Source organism: Baia soyae (assembly GCF_004341445.1).
Lineage (GTDB): Bacteria > Bacillota > Bacilli > Thermoactinomycetales > Thermoactinomycetaceae > Baia > Baia soyae.
In genome coordinates this window covers 14,896-32,003 of sequence record NZ_SLXV01000016.1, presented here as the reverse complement: position 1 = coordinate 32,003, position 17,108 = coordinate 14,896, and the positions used below count along the sequence as shown (strand labels likewise).

General features: G+C 43.7%; 20 protein-coding genes. 2 read left to right on the top strand and 18 right to left on the bottom strand.

The window, feature by feature from the left end:
• Positions 1-68: 68 nt before the first annotated feature.
• From EDD57_RS06915 to EDD57_RS06855, 13 genes are all read right to left on the bottom strand, one after another.
• Complete coding sequence (locus EDD57_RS06915; protein ID WP_131848729.1) at positions 69-458, bottom strand: nuclear transport factor 2 family protein; 390 nt, start codon at positions 456-458, stop codon at positions 69-71.
• 176 nt (positions 459-634) lie between these two features.
• Positions 635-967 carry a zinc ribbon domain-containing protein YjdM gene (locus EDD57_RS06910; protein WP_131848728.1) on the bottom strand — a complete coding sequence of 111 codons (333 nt, stop codon included), beginning with the start codon at positions 965-967 and terminating at the stop codon, positions 635-637.
• Between the two features lie 200 nt (positions 968-1,167).
• Positions 1,168-1,680 carry a hypothetical protein gene (locus EDD57_RS06905; RefSeq protein ID WP_131848727.1) on the bottom strand — a complete coding sequence of 171 codons (513 nt, stop codon included), beginning with the start codon at positions 1,678-1,680 and terminating at the stop codon, positions 1,168-1,170.
• Between the two features lie 170 nt (positions 1,681-1,850).
• Positions 1,851-2,699 (bottom strand): site-2 protease family protein, encoded by an 849-nt coding sequence (locus EDD57_RS06900; RefSeq protein ID WP_131848726.1) that lies wholly within the window; start codon positions 2,697-2,699, stop codon positions 1,851-1,853.
• 16 nt (positions 2,700-2,715) lie between these two features.
• On the bottom strand, positions 2,716-3,579 hold the full coding sequence (locus tag EDD57_RS06895; protein ID WP_165873696.1) for a M23 family metallopeptidase: 864 nt from the start codon (positions 3,577-3,579) through the stop codon (positions 2,716-2,718).
• A gap of 201 nt (positions 3,580-3,780) precedes the next feature.
• On the bottom strand, positions 3,781-4,602 hold the full coding sequence (locus tag EDD57_RS06890) for a carbohydrate ABC transporter permease (RefSeq protein WP_131848724.1): 822 nt from the start codon (positions 4,600-4,602) through the stop codon (positions 3,781-3,783).
• Position 4,603: 1 nt separating this feature from the next.
• The gene (locus tag EDD57_RS06885) at positions 4,604-5,482 is read right to left on the bottom strand and encodes a carbohydrate ABC transporter permease (RefSeq protein WP_131848723.1); all 879 of its coding nucleotides are present in this window, start codon (positions 5,480-5,482) and stop codon (positions 4,604-4,606) included.
• 80 nt (positions 5,483-5,562) lie between these two features.
• On the bottom strand, positions 5,563-6,357 hold the full coding sequence (minD, locus tag EDD57_RS06880) for a septum site-determining protein MinD (RefSeq protein ID WP_131848722.1): 795 nt from the start codon (positions 6,355-6,357) through the stop codon (positions 5,563-5,565).
• Positions 6,358-6,374: 17 nt separating this feature from the next.
• Positions 6,375-7,055: a septum site-determining protein MinC gene (gene minC / locus EDD57_RS06875; protein WP_243649471.1), complete on the bottom strand. Its 681-nt coding sequence runs from the start codon at positions 7,053-7,055 to the stop codon at positions 6,375-6,377.
• A 72-nt stretch (positions 7,056-7,127) separates the two neighbouring features.
• Complete coding sequence (radC, locus tag EDD57_RS06870) at positions 7,128-7,808, bottom strand: RadC family protein (protein ID WP_131848760.1); 681 nt, start codon at positions 7,806-7,808, stop codon at positions 7,128-7,130.
• Between the two features lie 95 nt (positions 7,809-7,903).
• On the bottom strand, positions 7,904-8,539 hold the full coding sequence (locus EDD57_RS06865) for a Maf family protein (RefSeq protein ID WP_131848721.1): 636 nt from the start codon (positions 8,537-8,539) through the stop codon (positions 7,904-7,906).
• An 84-nt stretch (positions 8,540-8,623) separates the two neighbouring features.
• Complete coding sequence (locus tag EDD57_RS06860) at positions 8,624-9,748, bottom strand: hypothetical protein (RefSeq protein ID WP_131848720.1); 1,125 nt, start codon at positions 9,746-9,748, stop codon at positions 8,624-8,626.
• Positions 9,749-9,826: 78 nt separating this feature from the next.
• Positions 9,827-10,510 carry a prepilin peptidase gene (locus tag EDD57_RS06855; protein WP_131848719.1) on the bottom strand — a complete coding sequence of 228 codons (684 nt, stop codon included), beginning with the start codon at positions 10,508-10,510 and terminating at the stop codon, positions 9,827-9,829.
• Positions 10,511-10,594: 84 nt separating this feature from the next.
• Here EDD57_RS06855 and EDD57_RS06850 point away from each other — a divergent pair, with 84 nt between their 5' ends.
• Both EDD57_RS06850 and EDD57_RS06845 read left to right on the top strand, forming a co-directional pair.
• Positions 10,595-11,338, top strand: coding sequence for an ABC transporter ATP-binding protein (locus tag EDD57_RS06850; RefSeq protein ID WP_131848718.1), 744 nt, complete (start codon positions 10,595-10,597; stop codon positions 11,336-11,338).
• Positions 11,335-12,564, top strand: coding sequence for an ABC transporter permease (locus EDD57_RS06845; RefSeq protein WP_131848717.1), 1,230 nt, complete (start codon positions 11,335-11,337; stop codon positions 12,562-12,564). The genes EDD57_RS06850 and EDD57_RS06845 overlap by 4 nt, the downstream gene beginning before the upstream one ends.
• A gap of 61 nt (positions 12,565-12,625) precedes the next feature.
• Here the strand turns inward: EDD57_RS06845 and EDD57_RS06840 are convergent, their stop codons facing one another.
• The 5 genes from EDD57_RS06840 to bioB all read right to left on the bottom strand — a co-directional run bounded on the left by EDD57_RS06840 (position 12,626) and on the right by bioB (position 17,093).
• Positions 12,626-13,282 carry an SCO family protein gene (locus tag EDD57_RS06840; protein ID WP_131848716.1) on the bottom strand — a complete coding sequence of 219 codons (657 nt, stop codon included), beginning with the start codon at positions 13,280-13,282 and terminating at the stop codon, positions 12,626-12,628.
• 98 nt (positions 13,283-13,380) lie between these two features.
• Positions 13,381-14,193 carry a malonyl-ACP O-methyltransferase BioC gene (bioC, locus tag EDD57_RS06835; RefSeq protein ID WP_131848715.1) on the bottom strand — a complete coding sequence of 271 codons (813 nt, stop codon included), beginning with the start codon at positions 14,191-14,193 and terminating at the stop codon, positions 13,381-13,383.
• The gene (locus tag EDD57_RS06830) at positions 14,177-14,914 is read right to left on the bottom strand and encodes an alpha/beta fold hydrolase (RefSeq protein ID WP_131848714.1); all 738 of its coding nucleotides are present in this window, start codon (positions 14,912-14,914) and stop codon (positions 14,177-14,179) included. Before EDD57_RS06830 ends, bioC begins: the two co-directional genes overlap by 17 nt.
• Positions 14,911-16,110 (bottom strand): 8-amino-7-oxononanoate synthase, encoded by a 1,200-nt coding sequence (gene bioF, locus EDD57_RS06825; RefSeq protein WP_131848713.1) that lies wholly within the window; start codon positions 16,108-16,110, stop codon positions 14,911-14,913. The genes EDD57_RS06830 and bioF overlap by 4 nt, the downstream gene beginning before the upstream one ends.
• The gene (bioB, locus tag EDD57_RS06820) at positions 16,098-17,093 is read right to left on the bottom strand and encodes a biotin synthase BioB (RefSeq protein ID WP_131848712.1); all 996 of its coding nucleotides are present in this window, start codon (positions 17,091-17,093) and stop codon (positions 16,098-16,100) included. Before bioB ends, bioF begins: the two co-directional genes overlap by 13 nt.
• Positions 17,094-17,108: the final 15 nt, after the last annotated feature.

The following is a 17,108-nucleotide window of genomic DNA, read 5'->3' as shown; positions in this document are numbered from 1 at the left end:
CATCAACACAAATGCCCTTCCACATGCTTCAATCATGTGGAAGGGCATTTTATGTGTATGATCATATATTACTTGGCAAAAAATTGTTCCATCATCGGTACATCTGAGATATATGTATCAATTTGTATAATGAGCCCATCTTCAACTGTAAGGACCGAAGCTAGATGCTCATCTAGGATTCGTCCGTCAAGTGCAGTGGCGGTGTTATGCAAGGTAATCGTTAAACCGTGTTGTCCGACGAGGATATGCTGAAGCTTTGTGCTCACGTTTCCATTCCCGATTGCCTGAAAGCGGTCGATTACCGCATCGACACCTACTGCGGTTCCGGAGATCGCTCCTGTACCAGGGAGTGTCCATTGTACGTTAGGGTACATCAAACTTTGAAGTTGTTTCCAGTCTTGTTTGCCCAATGCAGCTAGCAAGTTCTCTGCGATTTCTCGATTTACGGTGTTTTTCATATTAGCCACTACTTTCTATATTGTAAGTACACTTATAATATATGTTATTATTATATTCTTGTCAAATGTTTAATGGGATTCGGACAAGAAAACACGGATTTCATATATTAAAGCCTTGGACAATCGAAGAACCATATTTTTCACTACGTTAAGTGAAAAATATGGTTCTCCTATTGTCATATCTTTTTTACGAATTCGGATTTTAATTTCATTGCTCCAAAACCATCTATTTTACAATCAATATCATGATCTTCATCCACTAAACGGATATTTTTTACTCTGGTTCCCATCTTGATAACAGACGAGCTTCCCTTTACCTTTAAATCTTTTATGACTGTAATGGTATCACCGTCAGCTAGAATATTTCCATGGGCATCTTTGTAAATCCTTGTATCTTGGCTTTCTGCTCCTTCGCTCCACTCATGCGCACACTCAGGGCATACAAAAAGATCCCGATCTTCATACGTATATACTGAATAGCACTTAGGACAATCAGGTAATGTAGCCATGGCATAAACCCCTCCGTTTCGTTCTTCTTTTATTCAACACTACTATTTTTACACTATATATTTTTTCGAATACGCAAGCTATCTTTTTTAATATTTTCGGTTGATATTAAAAGTGCGGGTGTATAAAAAATGCCCAAAGAGCCTGCCAAGAAATTAGAAGGCTCTTTATTTATCGAAAACGTGGGCACTTGGATTCAAGGTTACGAATTAGGCTGACGAAGCATCATCTTTTCAACATATTTTTTTGAGGAATGTTGAATCAACACAGTGCCACTTTCATGCACACTGATATCTGATACATAGCCTACTGCTTCAAGCATTTTCCTTGCTAGGATTGGATCAGATATAGGTAGGTATTCATTTTGTGTAGTCAAAATAGTTAGTTTTGAGTCTTCAAACGGTATCTTGGCCCATAGATGAAACGAAGCTAAGTGTTCCATTAACACAGAGTGGAGCATTTTTGCATGGGGTAACTGTTTTTTTGTACCCAATAGTTCGGGACTAAATCCAATCGATCCCAACCGTATAAAAGGGTTCGAGTCCACGATATGTGGAGGTGTCATCATCTGAACGACTTCTATTTCACGGGTGTTTTTCTTTACTAATAAAGCACAGCAGGTTGTATCCTTTTCTACCACTTCTACTATCTGATCGATAGACCTATTAGGCAAATTCTTCCGATCAATTAATGGGTCATAGGTCGCTTTTATCATCGAGACCATCATTTGTCTTACAGCTCTATCTAATTTATCGAAACACGTAAATTCCACTTTATGTGTTTCTGATATGCCCTTTACTAATTCAGGATAATGAGTACTCCTCCACTCATTATCCCCCTGACCGTCAATAAAATGACTACAAGTCAAATCTACCATCTTCTTTCTTAACTTATCCGCTGATGAGGCGGCTTCTTCTGCACAACCGTACTAGAAAAATACCTTTTTAATAACTGCTCCTCTGTCAACACACCTAATAATTTATCGTCCTCATCTACTACTTCCACGATGTGTTCTTTCTCCTTATACCAAGACTTCACAATTTGCCGCAGAGTCGCTCCACCAGAGTGCCTGATCTGAACCGTACTCCACTTCGGATCGATTCCTTTTTCCAAGCGGTGTAATAGGAAACGAATAAATTGATATTCTCTTTGTCTGTACGAGATCACGTTGCTATAGAGAAGAAAGACAGAGATCGAAAATAGCGGGATGTGAACAAGGCTTCCTGGGATTAGAAAGGAAAGGATGACGAGCATAGATGCCGCTAGTAAACTCCACCAGAGGGTAACGGAAACAGCGTTTCGATAGGGTAGAAGATAGGTTAGCCATACTTGAAGGACTCTGCCTCCATCTAATGGGTAGATGGGGAGAAGGTTAAAAGCAGCGATCCATAAATTTCCCTCGATAAAGTACAATGTCCACTCCTTCGTCCACCAGCCTGCTTGATAAAAGAGAACACTGATTAGGACCATCCATACATGATGAAACGGGCCTGCCAGCGAGACGACGATTTCCTCACGATTAGGCACAGTCCCCCATTCATCCATCTTGGCAACACCACCAAAGGGCAGGATTTCCATGGAACGAATGCGCCAGCCGAATGACCATGCGGCGGTTACGTGGCCCAATTCATGGATCACGATTACGACAAAGAGGGTAAGGATTTCAATCCAGTGACCTGTCCAAATGGAAAGTAGGATCACCAACCAAAAAAGAGGATGAATTCGAATCTCCATCCCCTTCCATGGCGAACTAGTTCGGGGCGCCAAATGAAATCACCTTCGTGGGATCTAGCCAAGTATTTTGTTTCTGGATCGCGAAATAAAGGAATGATTGACCTTGTTTGTCTTCCGCTTTGCCGATTACGTCTCCCTTTTTCATAGCTGCCTTTGCTTTGATAGCTGGCTGATCCAGAAAACCATACCAACTCTCGCTCCCGTCTTCATGCTCTACGATAACGGTTTGACCTAATCCTTCTTTTGTCCCAACAAAGGAAACCCAACCGTCTCTTGCCACATGGACCTGTTCATTCGGGACTAATTGTAATACCATGCCTTTTCTCTCTGCTGTATAGGGCAGAAATACTTTCCCTTTACTGGGTACTTGCCAGCCTGCACTTGACTTACCATCTGGTTTCGCTTGATCTAAGAACGTTCCCACAAAGGCAGGTAGCACCGTAGCATTCTCTCCTACCACCTGATCGACAAATTTAGCAATAGTGGAAACATCCATCTGCTGCTGGAGTCCACTTGTAAGCATTTGGCCTACTTTTGTTTGATGTTGAATCGCAAGCGTTGTACCGAGGAATAAGGTAGCCGCTATCACCATCTGAACCAGAAACTTCACGGGCTTATTCCGTTTTTTCTCTTTCTTATTCCATGATTGCGCTTTCCCCCATGGCTGAATCCCGCCCATCGCATAATGGGACGTTGCTAAAGGAGGAGCCACCCAGCTCGGATATTCGCTTTCTTGTGTAGTGAGCAATGCAAATGGCTTTCCATCTTTCGAAGTTTCCATTTGATCTGACTCAAGTGAATGTATCTTATGTGACCCTTGGCGGATCAGACGAATTTGTTCTTGTCTGCGTAATTTATTATGTACACCCCATTCTTTCAAAATCTGATCCTCCTTTCCATTCCTTACAAAGGATTTGGTTTGTACAATCATATGTCTTGTCCTTAGCTCATATGCTTGTGGTAAAGAAGGAGGGGATGAAGATGCGCAAATTTTTTGAGCGTATGCTAGATAAGCTTTCGAAATGGATGGGTACGAAAAAGAGTTCGTAATCGAAAAAAGGGTGATCGTAGACGAAAACGATCACCCTTTTTTATAGAAATATCGATTTGACACCAAACGCTGAGCGAAAAAGAAAAGCAGTAGAGTTGGGACCGTAATGATCATGGCCGCCGCAGCCATTAGGTGATACTGTGTGCTAAATTGGTTTACAAAATGATGTAGGCCAACGGGTAACGTGTACATGTCATGCGATTTCAGGAACGTTACGGCAATGATAAACTCATTCCACGTGGTGAGGAAAGAATAAAATGCAGTAATAGCTAAGCCTGGTAGCGAGAGTGGGAGTACCATTCGCCAAAAGATCCCCAGCTGAGAACAGCCATCCATTCGCGCCGCTTCTTCTATTTCGATCGGAATCGCATCAAAAAAGTTCTTCAAAACCATCACACAAAAGGGAACCGTAATCGCCAAATACGCGAAAACCACGCCCACATATGTATTGAGTAAACCTAGCTGATCAATCATGATGTAAAGCGGAACAATGAGTAAAATTCCTGGAAACATTTGTGTTAATAAGAAGCTCATCGTAATCCCTTTACGCCCTCGGAACCGAAAGCGAGAAATCGCATACGCGGCAGTCGTGGATAAGATCAAACCAATTACCGTTGTCAAAATCGAGATGATCACACTATTTAAAAACCACGTCCAAAACACTCCACCAGACCTCGTGAATACATCTACATAATTCTCAATCGTAAACGCTTTAGGCAATATGCGAAACGTGTCACTATAGATCTCAGATACCGGTTTAAAGCTCGTTAGTAACAGCCACAGAATGGGAAATACGGAGACGAACGAAGCAATTCCTAGTAAAATGTGAACCCACTTATTTGATTTACGCATTTTAATAGTACATCCCTTCGTTCTGATTTGCTTTCAGCACACGTTGATAGTACAAGGTAAACGCTATAAGGAAGCTAAGAATGACGACTCCATAAGTAGAAGCCACGCCTATATTACCGTTTTGAAAGGCTTCTTGATATGTATAGGTAATGAGTGTCTCTGTTGAATTAGCGGGTCCGCCACTTGATACGATATAGATCACATTAAACATATTAAAGGTCCAAATCATCCCTAGCGCCGTGGCAGTGGCGGCTACTGGGCGGAGTAGGGGAAGCGTGATATGCGTAAGTTGTTGCCATGAAGAAGCACCTTCGATTCGAGCCGCTTCATATAAAGAGGTTGGGATGCTCCTGAGTCCACTTAGAAACGTGATCATCATAAACGGAACCCCGATCCACACATTTACCATGATGACGAGAAGCATCGTAATCGTACCATCATCTAACCAGTGGAAAATCGGAAGTCTTACTTTATGTAGGGCTTGATTCATAAAGCCAAACCGATCGTGAACCAACCATAACCATGCATAGGCACCGACAAAAGAAGGAACGACCCACGGAATCATCAGCAGAGTTTGGTAAATCGTACGCCCTTTCCGAATTCGATGTAAGAGCAGGGCCAGTACGAGGCCAATCGTAAATTGGAGAAAGAGATTGATAACCGTCCACGCGACGGTCTGGAACATGACATCACGAAAAACAGAATTAGATGAAAAGAAAGAACCAAATAGCTCTATATAATGTTGAAAGCTAATCTGACCCTGATCCGTGAAACTATAACGAATCTCTTTTGCTAAAGGATAAAAGATCACTAACCCGATCGTGAGCAGTGAAGGGAGTAAAAATATCCAAGCGATCCATGCACTTCCTTTTAACTTCATCTAGCATCATTCCTTCTATAGAAATAACAAAGGGAAGAAAGGTATTTCCCCTCTTCCTCCTAAGCGGCTTGATAGTCTGCTCACGCAAACCCTAGCCAACGTTTCATTTTCATAAAGATACCGGAATCCGGTTCTAATACGAGTAGTGGGACCATTTCCCCCATAATTCGCTTTGAAATATTACGATATGCTTTCCCGGATAAGCAGTTACGTTCCCAAACGATTGGCTCGCCATCGTTGCCAGCTCGAATCACTTGTTCATCATCTGGGACGACTCCTAGTAGATCAATCGCTAAAACGGAGACGACTTCATCAATCGCCATCATCCCGCCCTCTTTTACCATTTGGGTCTTAAGTCGATTAATCACTAACTTAGGAGTAGGCATATCTTCTTTTTCGAGCAATCCGATCACTCGGTCCGCATCTCGAATGGAAGCATTTTCGGGTGTGGTGACTACAATCGCTTGATCAGCCCCAGCAATGGCATTTTGAAAACCTGACTCAATCCCTGCCGGGCAATCAATGATGACATAATCAAACTCTTCTTTTAATTCACTTACCAACCAACGCAAATGGTTCGATGTAAGTGCACTCTTATCCTTCGTCTGCGCAGCGGGCAATAGATATAATTCATCACAACGTTTATCTTTTATCAGTGCTTGTTGCACTCTACATTTCTTCTCAATAACGTCAACTATATCATATACAATTCGGTTTTCCAAACCCATTAAAACGTCTAGATTGCGCAATCCGATATCCGTATCAATCATCACGACTTTCTTCCCTGCTAGTGCCAGTGCTGTACCCACATTTGCGGTGGTAGTCGACTTCCCTACGCCACCCTTACCAGAAGTAACCACAATGCTTTCTCCCACTTGACTCCCCTTCCCCTCTATAACGATCGATAACTTCTCTGTACCTCTTTCCACTCTCGGTCGGGGCGAATCTGACAAAAATGGTTCATACGTTCTACCGAAATCTGTCCATCGACAACATGAGCAAATCGCATCGTGCTATCAAATTCCGTCCACTCATCTGGTGGCCTAGAAATGACATCTGCCACACGAAGCTGCGTGGGCTTAAAGACCGATGCAGCTATGATAGCCCTCTCATCCCCTTGCATCCCCGCATGAGCCAAACCCCGTAGCGCACCCATGACATAGATGCTCCCAGAGGCTTGAATACTCCCACCCGGATTTACATCACCTAGAAATAATAGATCTCCTATATGAGTGAGAACTTGTCCAGAGCGAACCGTTCCCGAAAGAGTCGTAATCCCCATTTCAGACTCAATTAGATGCGGCTTTCCTTCTGATTCAATACCGTAGATCACCAGATTCTTCTTTTGGGCAAATATATCACGCAATGACTGTTCTTCCTCATTTGTAATTTGACGTGATCCCAACTTAATTCGAATCTTCGTATCTGGCCCCTCCCAAAGCGCTTGATTATGCTCCAATTTATGGGTTAACTCTTCTAAAATCTCCGAATAGGGACATGAATCATCAAAATAAAATAACAGGCCATCCTTGGTTCCTTTGATCGTTACGTAAGGCTTCATCACTTTCCCCATTCACGTCACCCCGCCTCAACTCTATTTTTTCGCTAAATTCCATCATTTTCCTTCTTATTGTCAAAAACCGTTTTAACTCGGCTCAAACATCAAGCCTTCATTTCGTAAGCTACAAAAACGACCATCGCCAATAATGATATGATCCACGACCTCAATCCCTACTAAATCCCCGGCCTCGATGAGGCGCTGTGTAACCATTAAATCTTCTGGACTCGGAGTAGGATCTCCGCTCGGATGATTGTGAGCACATATGATGGAAGCTGCATTATACCTGATTCCCTCTCGAAAAATATCACGAGGATGTACGATGGAAGAATTTAATCCTCCGATAAAAATATCTTTTTTATGTATAATTTTATTCTTCACATTCAGGTAGAGACAGACAAAATGCTCTTGTGGAAGATAGCGAAGATCCTCCATCAAATACTCGGCCACAGTCTCTGGATTTTGAATGGATACTAGCTCTTCTCGTCTATGCTTAACAAGACGCTTTCCAATTTCGATCCCAGCCAAGATCTGAATCGCTTTCGCTTCCCCAATCCCTCGGATTTTCGTTAACTCTTGTAGCGAAGATCCATGTAGATTTCGAAGTCCATTCGTCCCAATAAGCAAACGCTGGGCCAGGGCTAGCACTGATTCCCCGCGACTCCCTGTTCGAAGAAGTAAAGCAATTAATTCCGCATTCGATAAGTGTTCTGCACCAAGTTGAATCATTCTTTCTCGAGGTCTCTCATCTGCTGGAACATCTCTCATCAGTAATTGAGAATCATTATATTCCACTAGAATCCTCTCCCAAACATATTAGATTGATTAGGATGTTTATCTTGATGCATTACACATTATACCGACTATGACTTCTCAAACAGTGGACAAGAACAGGTTTCTAACATCTCTGCCAGCAAGGATAGAGACATCCCTACTACGTTAAAATAGCAACCCTCAATCTTTTCAATAAAACTAGCCCCATATCCTTGAATCCCATAGGATCCAGCCTTGTCCATCGGGTCCCCTGTCTCGATATACCATTTAATCCTTTGATCGGATAGCGAGTTCATCCATACATGTGTGGTAGCATGTCTCGATAGAGAACGCTTCACCTCGCCATCACGAACTTCGATGATACTAATCCCGCTAAATACTTGATGCTGGGTTCCTTGAAGGCTAGATAGCATAGCAAACGCATCTGCCGGATCGCTTGGCTTTCCGAGAATCTGTCCACCTTGCACTACAATCGTATCCGCACCAATGACCCAAGCATTTTTCTCTTCCTCAGCCACTTTTACTGCTTTTCGCAACGATAACATTTCGACTACTTCACTTGGTTCTGTTGAATCTATCTCTTCACTAACCTCACTCGTCCGCACACGAAAATCCACTTTTAAATGAGCTAATAATTCACGTCGTCTGGGTGAGCCAGATGCTAAAACAATCTCCACATAAGCGCCTTCTTTCGTCCCGAAATCCTCATATGTACAAAAAAGCACCCTCCTCAAAAAGGTGCAGTCAAAATTATGATAATTTTAGTTTAGCAAACTTGGCATTATTCAACAAGAATCTAACCAAACTGACTATTGAAATGATTCGATTAGTTGCTGGTATGAAGTACTATAACGGATCAACCCTTCTTGAATCATCCCAAGTAAAGCCGTATTCGGATTCTTCTGTGCCTCCCCGGCTGCTTGTACCGATTGATCAATTCCTCGGATCATTTCAGATAAATAATTTTTCGATGTTTGTGGCAAAGAGTTCGCGATCTCCTGTCCATCGGTGAGAAGCTTGCGATGTTTTTCTAGATACTCTGCTTTAAATGGAAAAGGAGGCGGTTCTTTGGAACTGGTAAGTTGCGAGACGGTTAAAGGCGTCATCTCTTGTACCATTTCATTTCCTAGCTGGATAAACGACTGCAACTTCGAATCAATCTGTTTTTTGGTTTCTTTCTGAGACGACTGTACCTTCTTAGAACTGACAGGAACCCCTTTTTGCTTTAGGAAATTGGACAACTGTCCTGCTTGTTTCTCGTCGATTGTCATCCCTACAAAGATGCGATCTGGACTCGTAAACGATAGTACTGAAGCAAATCCCTTCGCTCGGAGTTCAAAAACTCCTTTTTGCGCGGCCGATGCGTCACCATAGCTTCCTGTTTCCATCAAAACAACAGGCAACTCTGGAAAATGGTTGGGATCACCTTGAACAGGGGTTTCTTGTTTCGAATCATTTTGTGGTATTAGGTGCGAATCAATGGAGTTGGTTGGGCGCTTTTGCGAATCCCCCGAAAAAAACAGAGATAAGACCGATATCCCCATAATGGAGCCTAAGACCGTTGCACCTACTATCGATAGCACGATCTGTAACCATGTTTTTTTCCAGTTAAACTTTCGTTTGTTCGGTTTTCGAGATGGAGTATGAGGGGAGCTCCATTCGATGATCTCTGCTTCTCGATCATCTTCAATCGAAAAAACTTTTCGAAAGCGATACGCACTTAATGCATCTAGAAATGTACGTCCTTGAGAGGTCGAGGTCGGTTCCACCGGTTCTATTTCTGGAGTGATCTCTTCTTCCTCGCTCTGGATCGGTTCAACGGTCACAAATGTCGATCCGTTCGAAGGGGTATGTGTAACGACTTTTACAAAGTTATCATCCAGAGAATCGCCTACAGACTCTTCTCGTTTGGGCTTTACATTTATTTTCACCATGATAGACCCTCCCAGAAACTTTCTATCACAGTATATGGACAAATACTCAAACTAGAACTACGCTACTAGACAATTTTACTAGAATGAGAGAAACCATTCTAAATAACTTGTCCACAGCCTTTCTCCTGCTATCCAAGCAATAATCGCCCCTAGTACAATATGTGGACCAAAGGGCATTTTTTGTTTTCGAGCAATTTGTTTGGTTGTAAGCGCTCGGAGCAACACGACTCCACATGCGCTCACACATGCGATCCATAGATGAATGATCCAGTTCCATGTGCCTAACCAGATGAATAAAGCGGTTAATAGCTTGATGTCTCCCCAGCCCATGGAACGGGTAAGCAAGACGAGAACGATGAATAAGAAGAGAATTGCTAATCCAATCAACCACTCTGTATGCAGATATTCTTGATAGGACTCACTCTGGATCTGGTTTACGACCCCTAATCCGCACATCACAATCACACATACATTCGGAATAATTCCCATCCATAGATCTGACCACACAATCATGCCCATGATCCATAGAATCCCGGCCAGAAGGAACCATTCATTGTGATGAGAGGATGAATTGATAGAAAGAAGGGTTGCCCCGTATACAAACGAGACTCCATTCATCCACCATGTGACTTGATTAGGTAGGTCGTTCTTCCAGCTACTATGTAGTCGGTTCTGCTTTTGCCTACGGGTTAAGTAGAGGTGTGTGATATTGGGTAAAAGGCCAAATGCGAGGATGCATGTGATCCATTGCCATAGATTCAATGTTGGTTCCTACTTTCTGGTTAGAGGTCGACCAACGAAGCTGATTTCTGTACAATAAAGTTAAGCATTTTCTATAAATAAGAGGTGAACGATTTGCTTGCCATTCAAAATATAACGGGTGGTTACTCGCGTACAAGCCCCGTCATCCATAACCTTTCTTTTCAAGTGAAGCCTGGCGAAACAGTTGGCCTAATTGGGCTAAATGGGGCTGGTAAGAGTACTACTATGAAACATATCCTAGGTCTACTAAACGCACATAGTGGCTCGATCACGATCGATGGATCCACACTGTCGGAGCAACCGGAGGATTTCAGATCGAAGATCGGCTACATACCGGAAATGCCTTTGTTTTATCCAGAGTTAACATTATGGGAGCATCTTGAATTAACCGCTTCTGCTTATGGATTATCAGACGAAATCTTTCATAAACGAGCGGAACAACTCTTAAAACAGTTTCAAATGGAACGGGCACGTAATTGGTTCCCTGATACTTTTTCCAAAGGGATGCAACAAAAAATTATGATTCTCTGTACCTTCCTCACGGAGTGTAAGTATTTAATCGTGGACGAGCCCTTCGTGGGTCTGGATCCTATCGCCATCGATGAATTAGCAATGCTATTACAACAACGTAAAGAGAAGGGAACAGGCATCTTAATCTCTACCCACATCCTGGATATGGCTGAAAAACTTTGTGATCGATATGTTTGTATCCATCAAGGCAACATTGCCCTATCGGGTACGATTCAGGAGATGCGAAGCCAAGCCGAGCGCCCACATGCCACCCTGCATGAACTCTTTCTATCGGTTGTAAAAGGGGATCGTCGATGAAACAAAATAAATCTTTACTACAACAGCGAATCCATACAACATGGACGAAGGCCACGCGAATTATTACGTTAATCGCGAGTGGAGGCGGAACACCTCTAGTTCTAGGCATTCTCCTAATTGGTTTTTATATAGCGTATCAAACCTTACTCACTGAGCTACCGGCAACCTTTCCGTTTGATTGGGTGGTATGGGGGATTCTTACCTATATCCTCTCGAGCGTAGAATTCCGTCCGTGGATCGAAAAAGCGGACTTAGTCTTTTTACTTCCTCTCGAGCACACCATGCCCGCTTGGAGAAAAACGGCCTTTCTATACTCAGCAGGTATGGCTATGGTTCGTCTTATCGTTGTTCTTTTCCTGCTTTATCCACTATATCGAGTTCGAATCGGTACTTCGTCAGAGTGGTGGATGGCAATCGGAATGTTACTAGCTCTACAAATCTGGACCCTATGGGTACGGGTCATGGAGGACCATCGCAGGCTTCAAGGATATTCGCGTGTATTGGATCAGGCTTGCCTTTGGGGGGTTACCGCATTTCTCGTATTTTGGTCACTCCATCCCTATCAAATCTACACCTTGCTCGCTCTACTCCTTCCCATCGTTCATTCTATTTGGCTATATAAAACGACCAAAACCAGCCAAATGCCGTGGATGCTCTGGCAAAAGAGAGAATCGCTCATTCGACATCGCTGGCAATCACTTGCTAGTTGGTTCGTAGAATTGCGCGGGGTTGAACCACCGATCAAAAAAAGAACCTGGCTCATCGCCCTCATCAAGCGATTCACCACACAAAAAGAGCCATTCACCTATCTATACTGGCGCACCCTCATCAGGCGCAGTGACTTATTTGCTAGTTTCTATCGGATTTGGATTTGGGCAACCCTTTTCGTCGTCAGCCTTCCCTATCCGTGGGTATCTTGGACGATTACCCCGCTTGCCATCGGTCTCTTCGTCCTTCAGATGCCTAGATTAATCACACAGCAAACCTATCCACTCTGGGTAAAGCTATATCCCGTATCTCCCGGACGAGCTGTTCACAGCTGGGTTACCATCACTCGAACCCTAGCATTCCTGCTCGGCTTCCTACTCATCATCATGCCCCTTGCCATGCAGCGAGTGAGTTATGCGGAAGCTATTATTCTATTACTTATCAACTGGGCGATAGGTTTGCTGATCATAGGTTGGAATAAACGAAAGCTATCTCAATCCAGTCAAGTAAATCGGTAAAAGGCATGATGGAGAGTATTCACCGCTCTCCATCATGCCTTTTTAGTTACCCCATATAAAATTATTTACTACCCAACACTTCTTTTACATCCTTTTTAATCAACGCTTGATCCGGATTCATCCCATTATAAAACTTGCGAACTTTACCCGTCCCATCAACCAAGTAGAATTGAACCGGATGTTGGAAAAGAGGCTTACCGCCTTGAACCTGGCTCTCTTGCTTCTCTACTGTTCCCTTAAAAGTCTCACGCGCTAATTTCTCCATGTCAGACAAAGCATAGCCCGTCAAGAAATGCCAGTTGGAAAAATCACTTTTATGCTTCTCTCCAAATGCCTTCAACGTAGCCGGCTTGTCTGTCTCAGGATCAACACTAAACGAGACAATCTCTACATTTAACCCCTCTGCCTTCAAATCCTCTTGGATTTTCCGCATATTTGCGGTCATAGGAGGACAAACATCTGGGCAACTAGTAAAAATAAAATTACTCAAATATACTTTACCCTTTAGATCCTGACTTCCGAATTTCTTTCCATCCTGATCCGTATATGTAAACTCTGGAACTTGCCAATTATCTTTCGTTACATCATTTGTAGAAGTACTAGCAGCTTGCTGATTCGCCATCTCTTTATGCCCAGCATGCTCATCTGATTTCGAACATCCGATTGCCATACTCATCACACTAACTGCCACTGCTCCAACTACCAAAAAACGTTTCATTTGCCTCGCCTGCCTACTCTATCATTTTCCTTCTATATTATTCCAGAAAAACTCATTGTGCAATAGCTCACATGAGTCATTCTACTACTTTCAGTGCTTCATCCTATCTTTTTCCCTACTATATACAACAAATGATAAGTCCCATACACGCCCGATCCCATTTGATAGAGTTGATTATATTGATCCATCACCCGTGGAAGTAGCTGTCTATATACAGATAATGACGGTTTCATTTCACTATAATTGGCCCCAGTCGCCTTAATACTCTGTAAAAAGTCTCGACAATTGGAGTACGACATCCGTTGCCAATCCTCTATCCCCTCTAGTAGTGTCAACTCTGCTTCTCTCCATACCTTTTGCCAATCTTCTAATGAATGCATCCGCAAATGATGTTGGCTCGGTTCCAGATGAAGTTCGCTTTCCACTTTTTGAAATGTAGTCGCTAATTCTCGAAAAGTGTCTTGTCCAAAAGTAGAAGAAACCAGCCATCCAGTAGGCTGAAGCGCTTCTGTCCACGAGCGAATGGTACTCTTGGGATTTGTTAACCATTGAATGGTTGCATTCGAGATAATGAGATCAAAGGGGCCAGATACTAGCTGCTCCAGCTGTTCTGCATCTCCTACGATCCAATGAACGTGGGAACTTGTCACCTTCATTTTTGCTACTTCAATCATTTTCGGTGCTAAGTCGATCGCTACGATCTCTGCATGTGGATAATGATCGGTAAGCAAACTAGTCAAATATCCAGTCCCACAGCCAACTTCGCAGATTCTCTCCACCGGCTTCCTCATCAAAGAAAGCAGCTTGATCAATTGATGAGCCATCTGCTTTTGAACTCCTGCATGTTGATCATACGTCAAAACGGAGCGATTGAAACGGTTGGCTACCCTGGTTTTATGAATACTCTCCATCTAAACACCCCTTTATCCACTGTTGAAAACGCTCCTTCTGTGTCCAAAAACAAGCATGTCCACTCTCGTTCCAAATGGTACAATCCGCTCTAGGAAGTTGTTTTGCCAAACGGCGGGTTGCCTCCGCATGGCAGATTACATCTTCTGATCCCGTCAGTAGAAAGACAGGCATCGAAATCCCTTTCGCTCGATCGCGAAGTGAAAATTGTTGTAGAAAATCAAGCCCCGCTTGTAAAGAAGAGAGGGAAGGGAGATGTTGACGAAACACCTCCTGCCACCTCTCCTCCCATCCACCCTCTTCTTCCAGCAACGAAAACATTTTTCGATCAAATGAACGAATCACTTCCCGCTCATTCGAACGTAATTGCTTTTTCATCCTTCTCAGGACACGCTCATCCCAGCCTATGTCATCATCACTCTGCTTTACAAAATCAGCCACCCCACCGATGAGAAAAAGGCTCCGTACCCGCTCAGGAAAGCGCAAAGCCAGTTCCAAAGCAACCATCGCCCCTAATGACCACCCCACTACAATAACCTCATCCGCATCGATTTGCTCGAATGTTTGGATCGCCAACTCCATCATTTCCCCTACCTGTTCACAATCACAAAAAGAGAGCGCAACATGCTTGACATCAGACCATTCCCCATAAAAAGGCTCCCAAACCCTTTCCGGAACCGACCAGCCCGAGATCCATAAAAAGGCTTGTTGTTTTCTATTCATCCGATCACCTTACATTCATATCCAATTTGTACAATACTACGAATCGCTTCTCGTACATCCTCATCTCGATGACTTGCCATCAAGGAGAATCGGATCCGTGCTTCTCCGCTAGGAACCGTCGGTGGCCGAATCGCCACAGCCAGGATTCCGCACTCGACTAATCGCTGGCTAAACTCCACCGCACTCGAACTCTCCCCCAGCATAATCGGAATAATTGGCGTCATAGAATCAGTCAGTTGGAAGCCAGCTCGGGAAAGCTCTTCTCGAAAATAGCGACACTTTCCCGCTAGAGATTGACGTAATAAGTCCCCTTGTCGCACCAATTGCAAGGATCGACGGATAGCCGAAATCACCACCGGAGGGAGCGCCGTCGTATAGATAAAACTACGAGCCGTATGAATGAGATAGCGAATCCACTCTCTTCTCCCAGCCACATACGCTCCATATACGCCAAACGCTTTGCTAAAGGTCCCCATGTGCAAATCCACTTGATCCGCCATCTCTAGCTCGTGGGCCCATCCTCTTCCCTGTACACCGATCACTCCCACGCTATGAGCCTCGTCCACAAATAAAGCCGCACCATATCGTTCTTTAAGATAAACAAGCTCTTGAAGCGGTGCGAGATCTCCATCCATACTAAACACCCCATCTGTCACAATTAACTTTCGTCTAATCCCTTTCTGGTCTGCCTTTTTCAAATAGCTCTCCAAATGACCCAGATCCCGATGGCGATAACGAAAATGAGTCGCCCCACTCAATCGAATCCCATCCACGATACTGGCATGATTCAATCGATCACTAAACACCGCATCATCACGCCCCAGCAACGCCGATAAAACACCTAGATTCGCCAAATATCCATTGCCAAAGACTAAGGCCGCCTCAGACTCCTGCCAACTTGCTAATTCCGATTCCAAAAGAGCTGTCTCTTCTTCATGCCCCACGATTAGTCGAGAAGAAGGCGACCCTGCTCCCACTCCCCGTCCAATCGCTTCTCGCATCGCATCCGTTAATTGAGGATGTCCCGCAAGACCTAGATAATTATTAGAAGATAGATTAAGTAACGACTTTCCTCTACGCCGACATATGGGTTGCGCAGATTCGGTCACCATTTTCAATTCACGCGTCAAATCCTTTTCTGCCATACGCCTAAGCTCTTCTTCAATCCAATGATCCCAATGATTTACAGCGCACATTCTTCAATCTCAAATCCCAAATCTTCAATTATTTGATGATCGATGAGGGAAGCTTGTCCTTCCGTGGTTAGATAGTCCCCCACAAAGATCGCATTCGCCGGATAGAGGGATAGCGGTTGCAAGTGGCGCAGATTTACTTCTCTTCCTCCAGAAACCCGAATTTCTTTAGTCGGATTGATAAACCTCATCAAAGCCAATACCTTTAAACAGTAACGTGGATCTAAATCGTTCTTATCTTCCAGCGGGGTCCCTTTAATCGAATGAAGAAAATTGACTGGAATCGAATCTGCATCAAGCTCCCTCAGAGCATAGGCAATCTGAACCACTTGCTCACGAGTCTCTCCCATCCCCACGATACACCCCGAACATGGAGACATCCCAGCTGTTTTCGCTTGTTCGATCGTTTGAACCCGATGATCATAGTTATGAGTCGTCGTAATCTGCGAGAAGTGATCCTTACTTGTATTCAAATTGTGATTATAGCGATCAACGCCTGCCTCTTTCAGTCTCTCTGCTTGATCATTTCGCAAAATTCCCAAGCAAGCACACACTTTCATCTTTAATTCTTGTTTAATCTCCTTCACTGCTTCAATCACTTCTTCTAACTCATGCTCGGTAGGGCCACGACCGCTTGCTACGATACAATAGGTTCCTGCTTTCCGAGCCAATGCTTCTTTAGCACCTGCGACTAGTACGTCTCTTTTCATCATCGTATATTTCTCAATCGGTGCATTAGAAACGATCGATTGAGAACAGTAGCCGCAATCCTCCGGACACAGACCGCTCTTAGCATTAATAATCATGTTCAATTTTACTTTTCTACCAAAGGTATGATATCGAACTCGAAAGGCGGCTTGTAGTAAGGGAAGTAGCTGAGAATCTTCTGCATCTAAAACGGATAATGCTTCTTCCATCGTGAGAATTTCTCCTTGTAGTGCTTTATCTGCGTATCGTTCCCACTGTGTAGATGTTATCGTTAACATGTTTGTTCCTCCTAA